We start from the raw sequence: 14510 nt of genomic DNA on the forward strand, positions 1-14510 counted from the left end.
CCCCACGACCCCACCACCACGCCGAGACAAATTACCGAGGTATGCAGAGTATTAATCAGCGAGGTGTTTTCGGTCACCCTGAACACCCTGGCGGACATCGCGGGCGTCAACGTAATTCCGGTCAGTCCCATCATCATCACCGATAGCAGCACGGCGGTTTTACTTTCCACCAGCGTGTAAAGCCCGATCAGCGCCGCAATTAATAGCAGGCCACCGTAAAATATCACCCGCAGCGGTATTTTATCCGCCACGCGGCCAACGATAATATTGCCGATCACACTGCATAAACCGTAGGCAAACAGAATGGCGGGGATCGATTTTGTTGAGAAACCCGCAGCCCCGGAAAAATAAGGCACGAAATAGCTGAATACGGCAAATGTGGCGGCAATAATAAAGAAGCTGGTGCTGTAGGCCAGCCACAGTCCGGGGTGAAATACAGAATTCACCTCAGCCCGAATACTGCCCTGTTTTTCCGCCTTCACCTCGGGAACAAACAGCATAATTCCCAGCGCAGCCAGCGCGGTCAGCACAATCACCAGAGAAAATGCCGCACGCCAGCCGAGATAGCGATCGAGCAGCGCTGACAGGGGCAGGCCAAAAACCATCGCTATCATCATTCCACCTAACACAATCGACGCCGCCACGCCAAAACGGGCAGGATCGACCATCTTCGACGCCGCCAGCAGAGCAAAACCAAAGAATGCGGCAGAGGATAAACCGGTAAAGAATCGCGCCACCGCCAGCAGTTCCCAGGAGTGCGAAAAGGTGGCAACGCTCTGCGCCGCAAGAAACAGCAGGCTGATGACGAGCAGCGCGGTCTTATTACCCACCTTAATTAAAACGGCCGCCAGCAGCGGACCGCCAACCACCATCCCCAGTGAATAAATGGTGATCAGATAACCGATATCGGGAATGGAAACCTGCAGGTCCTGCGCCATCGAACTGATTAATCCGGCCACCATAAATTCAGACGTGGTCATGGCAAATAACGTAAATCCCAGTATATATATTGGCAAAGGCATAATAACCATCCGGTAGTAATACAGCGTTTTAGATGATTCTCACCTTAATTTAAAAATCGCTGCCCGGTAAACGCGCCGATATTCATATTGGTTATGATAAAAATCATAAGCATCCTGTTATCCCTGAAGTGACAAACTCGCTAATATAGTCGGGCGATATTCCACAGCGGCAAACAGAGAATGGCAACGATATGGATCTGAACGCGTTAAAAATATTCGTTAAGGTCGGCGAGCTGCAAAGCTTTACCCGTGCGGCGCACGCACTGGGCTTCACTCAGTCCGGCATCTCCCGCTCGGTGGCCCGGCTGGAGGAAGACCTGAAAATCTCGCTAATCAACCGCAACACCCACAGCATCAGCCTGACGCCGGACGGGCAGTTTCTCTATGCAGCCTCCAGGGGACTGATCCGGCAGATGGATGAGATTGAGCACCGCTTAGATCAGCGCAGCAGCGTAGTCGAAGGCGCGCTGAAAATCACTACGCCCTCCGCCTTTGGCCGCCTGGTCGCCATGCCGCTGCTGGCAGAAATGCTGCATCGCCACCCGCAGCTGACCATTGATACCGTGATGAGCGATCGCGTGGTGGATATCATTGAGGACGGTTTTGATGCCGCCATTCGCATCGGCGACGTTGAGGATCAGCAGGTGATTGCCCGCCGGATAAAAGATCTGCGGCTGGTCACCGTCGCTTCCCCGTCCTTCGTTGCACGTTACGGTTGCCCCGCGACGCCTGCCGAACTCAGCCATTTCAACTGCCTGACGGTGAAAGGGCAAAAAGACGGGCGCAGCACCGACTGGATGTTCCGCCATCAGGGCGAAGATCTGCGGGTCAGCGTAACGGGAAATATGAGCGTCGATAACGCCGATGTGCTGCTGGACGCCGCGCTCAACGGCATCGGGCTGGTACAGGTGATGGATTTCGCCGTGGAACCGCTGATTGCCAGCGGCAAACTGGTGGAAGTACTGCCCGACTTTTCCGGCTTTACCCGCCCGCTGCATCTGATCTACTCCCCTTCCCGCCACCGTTCGCCGAAGATCACCGCGCTGTTGCAGGCTTTCGGCGTTGTCGATTTGGCAACGGCGGTGAAAGCGCGCTAGATAGCGCAGATGGCCGATCCGCCATCCGGCCGGTTTATTTCTCGGGGTGCAACAGCAGCTGGCGGAATTTATCGATATCGCAAATGACATAGTCGCTGGCGACCTTCTCAAGATACTTTTCGTCCACCAGCTGATGTAGTGTACGGCGGTAGGTGCGCTCGGAGCAGCCAAAGCGTTCGGCTTCCCGATAAACCTGTGAAAAATCGACCAGCGGTTTGTTCTGCTGATACCGTTCATACAGATCCGACACGATATTTAGCATCAGCGGCTGGAGGAAACGCTCCATGGTTTTCGCCATGCCGCGCTGGTAGCTGGTCGACAGCAGCTGGCTGAGCCAGACGCCGACCTCCGCATGGCGGGTCAGCAGCTCGTCCATCATCGTCCGGGGGATCACCTTCACCGTCATCGATTCATGGGCCACCACCGAAAACTGGCTGGGCGTATGGGTCAGATATTCAATTTCCCCGATGATCGTATCGCTGACGAAGCGCTGGCCGAGGCTGAAGGTTTTCCCGTTACCCGCGTTGTAATGCATGGTGTATTCACCCAGTGCAATCCAGTAAAGGGCTTTAATCTCCTCGCCCTGTCGCAGGATAACCTCACCGGCTCCCATCAGTTTACTTTTCAACGGTGCCGCATTAACCGCATCGCGCAGGATCTGATGCCCACGCTGCGCAAACTGCTGAATAATTGTCATAATATCGCGCTCTCAACGGCAAAAAAGTGGCTGAGACTAGCCGCCCGGCTGAAGCATTGTCAATACGCTATCAGCCGTTCATTCTCGCACTCCTTTCTTCAGCACACCGCGTTTTCTGTGGATTCACCGCCGCACAGAACGGCAAATAAATGAATTTTGTGATCGCCGTCGGCCAGGTCCGGACATTTGCCTTTTTCACGCCGCGCCGGGATTTCTACCATCGGGGCCTGAACCACAGCAGGAGCACTCTGATGACGCCACATATTAATGCCAGGCCCGGCGACTTCGCCGACACCGTAATTATGCCGGGCGATCCGCTGCGCGCGCAGCGTATTGCGGAAACGTATCTGACCGACGCCAGGCGCGTCTGCGATACCCGCAACATGTTCGGCTACACCGGCTACTACAAGGGGAAACGCCTCTCCGTCATGGCGCACGGCATGGGCATCCCTTCCGTTTCGATCTATGTCCACGAACTGATTACCGGCTTTGAGGTGAAAACGCTGATCCGCGTGGGCACCTGCGGCGCGGTGGATGACGGCGTGGATATGCGCAACGTCATCGTCGCCACCGGAGCGGGAACCTCGTCGTCGGTCAACCGCGACCGCTTCGGCGGCTACGACTACGCCGCCGTGGCGGATTTCGATCTGCTGCGCCACTGCTGGACCGTGGCACAACATCAGCAGATCCCCGCGCAGTTCGGCAACACCTTCACCAACGACCTGCTGTACGACAAGCCCGCCGGAATGCTGCCCGCGCTGCGCAAAATGAACATACTGGCCGTCGAAATGGAAACCTCGGCGCTGTATACCCTCGCCGCACAGCATCGCGCCAGGGCATTAAGCCTGCTGACCGCCTGTATTAACAGCAATACCGGCGAAGAACCCGCCGCAGAACAACAACAAACCGCGTTAGACAATATGTTCCGGCTGGCATTAGAAACCGCCATTTTTAGCGATTGAACCTCTTGATAAGGCTTATCCGATGACAAACTCTACACAGCAGCCCACCTCCGGCGGGCTAAAAGTTGAAGCCAACGGCGTCAATGCCGTCCCGGAATCTGAACGCTACGGCTCGCCGTCCGGGCTGTTCCCGGTGTGGTTTTCCTGGAACGTCTCAATCCTCGGCATCGCCTACGGGATTTACGTTTACTCCCTGGGACTGAATGTCTGGCAGTCGATCAGCGCCGGTATTGTCGGCTATCTGATCTCCTGCTTCCTGGTGGGTATTCTGGCCGTCGGCGGCCCGCGAACCGGCCTGCCGACGCTGACCCAGACCCGCTTCTGCTTTGGCTATCACGGCAATAAATTCCCGACTCTGTTTGCCTATATTTCCAATATGGGCTGGAAGATCACCCTGATCACCCTCGCCTCCACCTCCGGCGCGGCGCTGTTTGCCAAACTCTGGCCCGCCGCCTTCGCGCTGGCCGACGGTAAGCCGACGCTCGGCTGCATACTCGGCTGGTTTATTCTCAGCCTGGCGCTGACCATGTCGGTGGCGGTCTATGGCCACCAGCTGATTATGAAGGTGGAAAAATACATCGCCTGGCTGACCGGCTTTATGAGCATTATCTTTATTTTCCTGATCCTGCCGCACATTCACTGGGATCGCGTGGGCGTCAGCGCCCATCAGGGCAGCCTGCTGACCTGGATCGGCGGCGCGGTGATGGCGATGACCATGGTGGGACTGGGCTTCCTGAACTATGGCGGCGATTTTGCCCGCTATCTGCCGAAGAAAACCCCGGCCTCGAAGGTGATTTTCTGGACCACGGCGGGCATCTCCTTCCCGGTCAGTATTCTGCTGATCCTGGGAACCCTGCTGGCCGACAGCAACCCCGACCTCAGCGCAGCGGCGGCGCAGTCACCGATATCCTCGCTGACCGACCTGCTGCCAATGTGGTTCTACGTACCGTTCTCCGTGGTGATTATTATCTCCCTGCTGTCGGCGGCGATTACCGGTATCTACAGCTCCGGTCTGGCGCTGCTGGCGCTCGGCCTGCCGGTCAGCCGCGCGGCGACCACCGCGATCAATGCACTGATTATCGGCTTCGGTGCGTTCTATCTGATGTTTATCTCCGACTCCTTTCTGTCGACCTTCCAGTCATTCCTGGCGTCGATCTCGGTGGTCATCGGCTCCGCCGGAGCTATTCAGCTGATTGATTTCGTGCGGCAGAAGCGCCTGGGCTGGGATGTGACCCTGGCCAACAAACCCGAATCGGGCGGCAGAAGCGGACGCTGGACGGCGCTGCTGGCGCTGTGCGTCGCCACGCTGGTCGGCCTGGGGACCATTACCTCCAGCGATCCTTATATCGCACATATCGTCGGGTTTTTACTGACCGATGAAGCCCGCAAAAGCCTGTTTGCCACCGCTAATATTGGCGTGATTGTGTCGATGGTGACCGGCGGCGGGATCTATGCGCTGCTGACTTTTGTGCTGAAGATTGAATCGGTTTCGGCATCTGATACTCAGAGCAGAAACCTTAAGGCGAACCATCCGCAGAAAGCGCTGTAACATACTTAGCGATAGCCGCTGCGCCGGCGAAAGCACATCAGACAGGCGCGGTGGCACAGCGAAGCCGGACGTTAAGCGTATAACGTTCGGCCTTCGCCGCATAAACCGGGCGGGCGTCTATTCTCCCCGGCGGATATCACCGGGGAAAAGTCGGTCAAAGTTCGAAGCGGTCCAGATTCATCACCCGGGTCCAGGCGGCAACAAAGTCCTTCACAAACTTCTCTTTCGCATCCTCACTGGCGTAAACCTCCGCCGAAGCGCGCAGCACGGCGTTGGAGCCAAACACCAGATCCGCGCGGGTGGCAGTATATTTCACCTCCCCGCTCTGACGATCGCGCCCTTCAAACCGCTCGGCGCTGGCATCTGTCGCTTTCCATTCGGTACGCATATCCAGCAGATTAACGAAGAAGTCGGCGGTCAGTTCGCCCGGCCGGTCGGTAAATATTCCGTGCTGGCTGCCGTCGTAGTTGGCACCCAGCGCACGCAGTCCACCCACCAGCACCGTCAGTTCCGGCACGGTCAGCGTCAGCTGCTGGGCTTTATCGATCAGCAGGTTTTCAGTCGAACCGCCGCCGTGCCCGCGATAGTTGCGGAAACCATCGGCCAGCGGCTTCAGCCAGGCGAATGATTCGACATCGGTCTGATCCTGACGTGCATCCACGCGGCCCGGGGTAAACGGCACCTCGATGTCCACTCCGGCCGCCTTCGCCGCCAGTTCCACGCCCACCGCACCGGCCAGCACAATCACATCCGCCAGCGAAGCTTTTTGCACCGACTGCTGGATCGCTTCCAGCTTCGGCAGCACGCGGGCGGCAACGGCGTTGACCTTCCATTCGCGCTGCGGCAGCAGGGCCAGCCGTGCCCCGTTGGCACCGCCGCGCTTATCGCCGCCGCGGAAGGTGGAGGCCGAAGCCCACGCCACCGACACCAGCTCACTGACCGTCAAACCGGAGGATTTGATTTTCTCTTTCAGTAACGCAATATCGCCGACCGTTGGGTGATAAACCGGCTGCGGCAGCGGGTCCTGCCAGATTAAATCTTCTTTCGGGACTTCCGGTCCGATGTAGCGTGCTTTCGGCCCCATATCGCGGTGGGTCAGCTTGTACCAGGCGCGGGCGAAGGCTTCATTAAACGCCTGCGGATCGTTCAGGAAGCGGCGCGAAATCTTCTCGAATTCCGGATCGAAGCGCAGGGTCAGATCGGTGACCAGCATGGTTGGCTTATGCTTCTTCGCACTGTCGAAGGCATCGGGGATCACATCCCCCGCATTGCTGGCTTCAAACTGAATCGCCCCTGCCGGGCTGCGGGTCTGCACCCACTCGTATTTGAACAGGTTCTCGAAGAAATAGTTGCTCCACTGGGTTGGCGTTTGCGACCAGGTCACTTCCAGACCGGAGGTAATGGCATGCGCACCGGACCCGCTGCCGTAGCTGCTGGCCCAGCCCAGGCCCTGAGCTTCAATCGGTGCGGCTTCCGGATCGGCGCCCACGTGGCTGGCCGGTGCCGCCCCGTGGGTTTTCCCCAGCGTATGGCCACCGGCAATCAGCGCAACGATCTCTTCATCGTTCATACCCATATTGCCGAAGGTGGCGCGAATGGCGGGTGCCGCCGAAGCCGGATCGCCGCTGTGTTCCGGGCCTTCCGGGTTGACGTAGATCAGCCCCATTTCGGTTGCCCCCAGCGGCGACTGCGCCAGCGCTTCCGGATGACGGTGCTCAAGCCAGGTTTTTTCATCACCCCAGTTCACATCCTGATCCGGTTCCCAGACGTCTTCACGCCCGGCACCGAAGCCGAAGGTGCGGAAGCCGGAGTTTTCCAGCGCCACGTTACCGGCAAGAATATAGAGGTCGGCCCAGGAAATTTTCTGGCCGTATTTCTGCTTCACCGGCCACAGCAGGCGGCGCGCTTTATCCAGGCTGACGTTATCAGGCCAGGAGTTGAGCGGCGCAAAGCGCTGCTGACCGCGTCCGGAGCCGCCGCGTCCGTCAACCGAGCGGTAGGTCCCCGCGCTGTGCCACGCCATACGAATAAACAGTCCGATATAGCTGCCCCAGTCGGCGGGCCACCAGGACTGCGAATCGGTCAGCAGCGCTTTCAGATCGCCTTTCAGCGCGGAATAGTCGAGTTTGGCGAACTCTTTACGGTAATCAAAAGATTCACCTAATGGATTAGATCGGGAGGAGTGCTGGTTTAACAGGTCAACGCGCAGCTGGCTAGGCCACCAGTCGCGATTGCCCGTGCCGCCGCCGGAGGTTTGATTCGGTTTCCCCGCATGGAAAGGGCATTTACCGGCCGGGGCTTCTCTGTCTGCTTCAACAATCGGCTTTGCATCGTTTGCTTCTTGATCGGTCGAATTGCTCATTGCTCTACTCCTGTTGTTATTCTCTGGCTACTCTATACGCGGGTTTAAGCGGGTCACATTTGAAACACCCTATATATTTAATAGCCTTTTCCTTACTTTCTGAGAGAAGTAATAAACAAAACCTATTAAACAAGAGGTTAGTCAACTCCAGATTGGGATAGTCTTATTTTCAGTGATTTTACAGCCGTTGAATGAGCCGTAACGCAAAAAGCCTGCATTATGCAGGCTTTTATGCAGGAAAATCGCCGTTTAGAGCGCTTTCAGCACGGCACTCAGAATGCTCAGCGCCCTGTGGAATTGGGCATCAGGAATAGTGAGCGGATAAAGAAAGCGGATAACATTGCCGTCAGTGCCGCAGGAGAGCAGCAGCAGACCGTTTTCCAGCGCTTGCTGTTGTACCTTGCGAGTCAGCTCCGCCGACGGCTGGCCGGTGGCCGGATCGTTCAGCTCAACGGCAACCATCGATCCCAGCGCGCGAACCTCCGCAATCGCCGCGCATTCCGTTTTCAGGCCGTTCAGCACCTCAGCCAGTTCGCTGCCGAGGCGGCGGGAGCGTTCGCAAAGCCGCTCACCGTCGATAATATCCAGCACCGCATGCGCGGCGGCCAGCGCCAGCGGATTCCCCGCGTAAGTACCGCCCAGTCCACCCGGTGCCGGTGCATCCATCACCTCGGCCTTACCGGCCACCGCCGACAGCGGCAGACCACCCGCCAGGCTTTTCGCCATCGTCAGCAAATCGACTTCCACATCCGGGTAATGCTCCATCGCAAACATCTCGCCGGTGCGGGCAAAACCGGCCTGTACCTCATCGGCAATCATCAAAATACCGTGCCGATCGCAAAGCTCACGCAGCGCCCGCATAAAATCGGCCGGAGCAATATTAAAACCGCCTTCCCCCTGGACCGGTTCCAGAATAATCGCCGCCACCTGCTTCGGGTCGATATCGGTTTTAAACAGCGTTTCCAGGCTGGCAAGGGCCTCTTCGGTGGACACGCCGTGCAGCGCATTAGGGTAACGGGCGTGGAAGACCTGTCCGGGGAACGGCCCGAAGCCCAGCTTATAGGGGGCCACTTTGCCGGTCAGCGCCATGGTCATAAAGGTACGACCGTGGAAAGCACCGCCAAAAGCAATCACGCCGGGGCGCCCGGTATACGCGCGGGCAATTTTCACCGCGTTTTCCACCGCTTCTGCACCCGTGGAGAAGAATGCCGTTTTGCACGGCGCGGCAATCGGCACGCGCTGGTTAATTTTCTCGGCCAGCGAGACGTAGCTTTCATAGGGAACAATCTGGTAGGCGGTATGCGTAAACTGCGTCAGCTGGCGGGTGACGGCCTCAATGATTTTTGCATGGCGATGCCCGGTATTCAGCACCGCGATCCCGGCGGAAAAATCAATATATTCGCGCCCTTCCACATCCCACAGCGTGGCATTCTCCGCCCGTTCGGCAAAGAAATTACACATCACGCCGATGCCACGAGGTGTGGCCTGCTGACGTCGTTGATTCAGTTCTGCGTTAGTCATCATATCCCTCACTTAAAGTCGGCAACTGGCGGATACCGCACGTTGAACGAACAGGTATGAATGATTATATAGCCCTGAACTGACATCTAAGGCGAGAGCCCATACCGATTTTTTAACCGGAACCATGACTCTCGCTTCCCGCCCTTCACTCAGAACGAATAAAGCAACCCGACTGAAAAATCGGTGGAATGGTCTTTAAATACGATATTGCTCTCGCGGACGTTTTTACCGAGTTTCGTGTAGCTGACGTCAGCATAGCTCCACCAGTTCTTATTGAAAATATGTGTCCATGTCAGGCGGGTATCTACGCTGTATAATCCCGATCCTGCTTTATATTTCGCATACCCCGAATGCGCACTCTGTGTCTCGGATATTCCGTAGAAGGTATTATTCGATCGGGCATCACCAAAGTTTGCATTAGAACCAATAACCAACGTATCACTGTCATTGGACCATATGTTGTAATTTATTCCCGCACGATATTTAACCCCCTGACTGTCGGTTAATGGCGCGGTTAAATTCGCTTCAATAGAGAATTGGTTACCGTAACTCCAACCCAGCGTGGTCGATGAAGTTAATGCTCCTTTTATCGACCCCATTCCTTTGAGTTTTGCTGAGCCTTCTTTCCAGCTTGAATTTTTATCACTACGTCCGGATGAATATCCCAGCGCCTGTGAAAAATAAAATCCATCCGTAAGTTCAAACATCATCCCCAGCCCTTCGGCATCATCCAGGAAAATGTTATTGTACTGAAAATGAAAGAAAGGCGACGGAGTGAAGGTTCTTTCATCAGAACCGCTGTATTTCCCGGCACTGACAAAGCCTAAACCAACTGTACTTACATGGTGTTCATTTTCAGCTGCACTAACCAATCCTGAAAAAAACACGCCTGTAAAAACACCCGCAGTGGATAAGCATTTAAAATTCATCTTCTTCATTCCCCAAATATATCTTATACTTCCTGAAACAAAGATTATTACTTGACCCAGTCAAGATACTGACAACTCACCATCAAGGTTTTATCAAGATGAAAAAAGTGTTAATCGTAGAAGATGACCTGGATGCAGCAAATGTACTTGAAGCCTATCTAAAAAGGGATCAATTCCACACGATGATAGCCAGTGATGGACAACGAGGATATGACCTTATCCTGAGTTGGAAACCGGACCTGATTCTTCTTGACGTAATGCTGCCAAATAAGAGCGGCACCGAAGTTTTATTGGATATCAGAAGAAAGAGCGACGTCCCAATCATTATGATCACCGCGATTGGTGAAGGCAGTGATAAAATCAGTGCGTTAAGATTTGGTGCTGATGATTATATCGTCAAACCTTACAATCCCGGAGAAGTGGTCGCCCGGATCCATGCCGTTTTACGGCGGAGTTCAGCTGTAAAAATAGTAAAAGAACTGCAGTTTGAAAATATTTATGCCGACACCGATGCGTTCAGAGCCTACGTCGAGATCGAAGGGGGGAATAATCATCTGGAATTGACACCAACAGAGATGAAGCTTTTGTTTACCTTCATGGCTCATCCTTTTAAGGCCTTTAGTCGCCAGTCGCTTCTTGAAGCCTGTGACCCGGAAAGTGATGCTCTGGAACGAGTAGTAGACACTCATGTCTACAATTTAAGAAAAAAACTGGATCTCGCCGGAAAAAAAGGAATGATTACTAACATTAGAGGCATTGGTTACAGGTTTAGCGACAAATGAAATTTCGAAATTATTTATTTTCAAGAAATAAAAAAAACACTATCACTCTTTGGCGCTGGATCTGCACCAGACTGCTTTCACTGGCGATAGGCGCTATCCTTATAATCACCTCCATTATTTGGTTAAGATATTATATCCCTGCCGTATTAATGAAAAACAAAATACCAGAGAGTGAGCGAAACGAACTTAATTTTTTGATTAAAGACCCTACAATTGACATAAATCGCTATCATGAAATTATTGACAAATGGTACGGACTAGAATTTTCAAATCCTGATTTTGAATTTTCAGACTGGGCTCTGGTGATCTCTCTCGTCATGGCTTCTATCCCTGTCATCATTTTCATCACGCTAAGAGCTGTCAGACCCTTATCAAAACATATTTCGCATCTGGCCGAGGTCGCGCGCGCGGTTGCTAAAGGCAATTTTGACGTCAAGGTGGAAACGCCAGGATCGGTACCCATCGAACTCAACCGATTGACTGAAGACTTAAATCTTATGTCGGTACAGCTCGCTCGTTATGATAAAGAGTTAAAAGCATCACATGTTGCCATTGCGCATGAGCTGCGCTCCCCCCTTACCGCGGCTATAGGTCGTCTGCAGGGTCTGATTGATGGCGTCTTCAGTCCCGATGCGGATCAGCATTTAATGGTCATGCGGCAGCTACAGCACCTTAACCACCTGGTTGAAGATCTTCATCTCCTGTCACTGGCGCGTGCAGGCGAGCTGTATCTCAATTATCAAAAAATTGCTATCAATGATGTGGTTCGAGAGAAAGTGTCATGGCTCAAGCCGAAACTACTGGAACTGGGTGTGGAGGTGAATATTTATGGTGAAAAAGAGTTGATGTGCTATGCCGATCATTTCAGGATAGGCCAGGTCATCTCTATTTTACTGGATAATGCGTTAAGATATGCCGCAGAGGGAAAAATAATAGACCTTACCCTCTTGAATGTAGACAACAATATCCTCGTGAATATCAGGGATTATGGCAATGGTGTGTCAGATTCCTTTTTAGAAGAAATGTTTTTACGATTCTCTCGTGCCGAAACGTCCAGATCAAGAAACTCCGGGGGCTCAGGATTGGGATTATCGATTGCGGATGCTATCTGCCATGCTCATCATGGCTCAATTTCAGTCAAAAAAAATGAGGATGGTGGACTGACATTTACCGTTTCCATCCCCAGGAATGATGACGCCAATAAATAATCCTGGCCCAGGTTAACCTGGTATATACAGGTTAACCCTTTAAATAAGAGAATTAAATCACCACCTTTCCGGTCTTCATGACGTTAGCCCACCTTCGTTTGTAATCCCACTCGGCTTCAAGAGAACCAATTGAAAAATGCATGATTTTATTCCTTTCTTCAGCATAACGTTTTGCAGACTCAATATTTTTCCACATCAGTAAACTTCCCGTACTCAATGCCGAATGCTTCGGGTTAACGCCACCATTAGGGACATCAAAATAGATCATGCCCGAACTCTCCGCGCGGAAAACAAGATCGAAGGCGGAGGGTTCTCCTGCAACAAAAAGTACATAGCCAAACATAAGATGCCTGAGAGATGTTATTGTGTCCTTTAATTCTTCTCTGCCATAGCATCTCACCGTATTCTGGAATCTGTTATTGAATAATCTGATATAGATATCTACCAGTTCCTCAACGGAAAAATGAGTTTGATCGATACATTCCCCGCCTGCCGCGATGAATTTTCGGTACTCATTACGCCGGTTTTTGTGCGTTCGGCTGGAAAAGGTTTCTTTTACCAGACAAATGGTCTTTTTTCGTGCCAGAGTGTAATTGACATTTAACAGACACTCTTTCATCAGAGGCGATATCCGATTACCTGATTCCGGCAGAAGAAATCGTTTTGTTTTATCTAATGGGAAAAGGACTTCATCATAAGAAAAGGGATAGCGGGACCACAGGTTAATGCCGATATCTTTATCATCAACGACCGGATAGGCTGCTACAACGTTTCCCTTCACCCTCTTATGATAATACGCCAGTTTCTTACCTGTTTTTTGCGTTGCATAATCCAGGACGTCAGGGTGAACGTTAACGCTGCCGCCGAACATCTCATAACACGCGCGATATATTTCTGCACTGCACGTCGACCAGCCATATAAACGTCGTTTAAGATTAATCATGAAATTAACACTCTTTAAAAAATCAGAGTGTATAATCATTATGTCAACACCAGGTCAAGGCCGCATTAAGGAATACAGTTCTTACCTTCTCTTCTTATTAACCTATCGAAAGCATCAAAACCAAACCCTCTCATCTTGATAATGTCTTGATAAATCCCCGAATCAGAATTAACAGACTTATGACATCCTGTTCAGATACGTGAATTCAATACTTCATGATGAAACAGAAGAATTGAAAACCTCCTGAATTTTAATTTTCATGACTGATGACAACCTCATCGAATCATAAAGGAATATTATGTCCCATCAAGATGATGTAATAATGCTTCCCCTGCCCTTATCGCCATGGAAACTCTGTTTGTCGCTTTTTCAGGGAAAACATATCCCCCATGAACTCTGGAATTCGAAAAAATTCCGTCACAAGTTTTTAGCGCGCAGTCTGCTTATGCCGTTTACGACGCATAAACTGTTAAAACTGCTTACCGGGCATCCCAGCTACGAGAGACTCCTGCTTGCTCAGCCGCGCCTGCCGTGCAGACTACATCGCCCTTATCTGACCAGCATCCTCAGTCGACAGGATGGGTTGGAGGCGATTTTGTACCATTACACCGTTATGCAGACGGTTGTCACTCCCGATGTTTTTAACCGGCATCTTGATAACTCGCTGTGTATCGCAGAATTTGAAACGAAATACGCAGAATCGTTTCGTCTTAACTTTGTCTCCACGCACAAATTAGACCGAGAAGGCGAATCCAGTCTTATTCTTAGCGATGGCGCGGGTGATTTGCTGTGCTCCGTCACCTTCACGCTGATTGAGTGTGACGGCGTAAGAGGGATGATGGTGGGTGGCTTACAGGGTCCCAATGGTGAAAGCGCTCGGGAAAGGATCCAGCGCGCGACTAAAAATCTTCACGGCATGTTTCCCAAAAGGCTGGTTTTCGAGTTCCTACTGTCTATCGCGCAACGCTTTAAGGTGAAGACAGTACTGGCCGTATCTAACAGAACGCATGTTTATCAGTCACTGAGATACAGGAACCGTAAAAAACACATGCATGCAGACTATGATGAATTCTGGGAAAAATCAGGCGGCTACCCATCATTTGATGATTATTATTTGCTCCCTACCAGCACTCACAGAAAGGCACTTGAAGATATACCGAGCAAAAAAAGGTCCGAATACCGCAAACGCTATCAGCTACTGGATGACATTTCTGCCCAGATCGATCGGCAACTTTCCAGTAACCGCTGCATCTGAGCAGCTAAGGGGATTTGAGCAAAACCGGTCGCTGCAAACATCGCTTCAAATGGCTGCACGGTTGAAGGCGTTGGGGCGGCTTGCTGCACTGGCGCAAGTATGTCCCTATAGCCTGACGCACGGACAACAACCACCGAATTCAATATGTAAACTTAGTACACTTCACAAAACCACGTTACGGAC

Annotated in this window: 12 protein-coding genes; 6 read left to right on the top strand and 6 right to left on the bottom strand. The window is 52.5% G+C overall.

The annotated features are described in order from the left end of the window. Positions 1–980 (bottom strand): MFS transporter (locus IBT46_RS16765; protein ID WP_200546593.1); only part of this gene is annotated, 980 nt, incomplete at its 3' end. Positions 981–1213: 233 nt separating this feature from the next. Here IBT46_RS16765 and IBT46_RS16770 point away from each other — a divergent pair. Then, positions 1214–2119: a LysR family transcriptional regulator gene (locus IBT46_RS16770; protein ID WP_200546594.1), complete on the top strand. Its 906-nt coding sequence runs from the start codon at positions 1214–1216 to the stop codon at positions 2117–2119. Positions 2120–2153: 34 nt separating this feature from the next. Here IBT46_RS16770 and IBT46_RS16775 read toward each other — a convergent pair whose 3' ends face one another. Then, positions 2154–2816: a Crp/Fnr family transcriptional regulator gene (locus IBT46_RS16775; RefSeq protein ID WP_200546595.1), complete on the bottom strand. Its 663-nt coding sequence runs from the start codon at positions 2814–2816 to the stop codon at positions 2154–2156. A gap of 248 nt (positions 2817–3064) precedes the next feature. Between IBT46_RS16775 and deoD the strand changes: the two genes are divergently transcribed. Further along, the gene (gene deoD / locus IBT46_RS16780; protein ID WP_370569488.1) at positions 3065–3778 is read left to right on the top strand and encodes a purine-nucleoside phosphorylase; all 714 of its coding nucleotides are present in this window, start codon (positions 3065–3067) and stop codon (positions 3776–3778) included. Between the two features lie 22 nt (positions 3779–3800). Further along, positions 3801–5327 (top strand): cytosine permease, encoded by a 1527-nt coding sequence (locus tag IBT46_RS16785; RefSeq protein ID WP_200546597.1) that lies wholly within the window; start codon positions 3801–3803, stop codon positions 5325–5327. A gap of 154 nt (positions 5328–5481) precedes the next feature. Here IBT46_RS16785 and katG read toward each other — a convergent pair whose 3' ends face one another. The 3 genes from katG to IBT46_RS16800 form a co-directional block, all read right to left on the bottom strand. Then, entirely contained in the window at positions 5482–7689 is a 2208-nt protein-coding gene (gene katG, locus IBT46_RS16790) for a catalase/peroxidase HPI (protein WP_200546598.1), read from the bottom strand. Between the two features lie 249 nt (positions 7690–7938). Continuing rightward, a complete protein-coding gene (locus IBT46_RS16795) occupies positions 7939–9210 on the bottom strand; it encodes a 4-aminobutyrate--2-oxoglutarate transaminase (protein ID WP_200546690.1) in 1272 nt (423 codons plus the stop codon). Positions 9211–9359: 149 nt separating this feature from the next. Then, positions 9360–10148: a MipA/OmpV family protein gene (locus IBT46_RS16800; RefSeq protein WP_200546599.1), complete on the bottom strand. Its 789-nt coding sequence runs from the start codon at positions 10146–10148 to the stop codon at positions 9360–9362. Between the two features lie 83 nt (positions 10149–10231). Here IBT46_RS16800 and IBT46_RS16805 point away from each other — a divergent pair, with 83 nt between their 5' ends. Both IBT46_RS16805 and IBT46_RS16810 read left to right on the top strand, forming a co-directional pair. Next, positions 10232–10921 (top strand): response regulator transcription factor, encoded by a 690-nt coding sequence (locus IBT46_RS16805; RefSeq protein WP_200546691.1) that lies wholly within the window; start codon positions 10232–10234, stop codon positions 10919–10921. Beyond that, positions 10918–12129 (top strand): cell wall metabolism sensor histidine kinase WalK, encoded by a 1212-nt coding sequence (locus tag IBT46_RS16810; RefSeq protein ID WP_200546600.1) that lies wholly within the window; start codon positions 10918–10920, stop codon positions 12127–12129. Before IBT46_RS16805 ends, IBT46_RS16810 begins: the two co-directional genes overlap by 4 nt. Positions 12130–12181: 52 nt before the next feature. Here the strand turns inward: IBT46_RS16810 and IBT46_RS16815 are convergent, their stop codons facing one another. After that, positions 12182–13072 (bottom strand): GNAT family N-acetyltransferase, encoded by an 891-nt coding sequence (locus tag IBT46_RS16815; protein ID WP_200546601.1) that lies wholly within the window; start codon positions 13070–13072, stop codon positions 12182–12184. A gap of 298 nt (positions 13073–13370) precedes the next feature. Between IBT46_RS16815 and IBT46_RS16820 the strand changes: the two genes are divergently transcribed. Further along, positions 13371–14327 (top strand): VirK/YbjX family protein, encoded by a 957-nt coding sequence (locus tag IBT46_RS16820; RefSeq protein ID WP_200546602.1) that lies wholly within the window; start codon positions 13371–13373, stop codon positions 14325–14327. The last annotated feature ends 183 nt before the right edge of the window (positions 14328–14510 follow it).

The sequence above is a fragment of the Erwinia sp. S38 genome (assembly GCF_016624545.1).
Taxonomy (GTDB): Bacteria; Pseudomonadota; Gammaproteobacteria; order Enterobacterales; family Enterobacteriaceae; genus Erwinia; species Erwinia coffeiphila.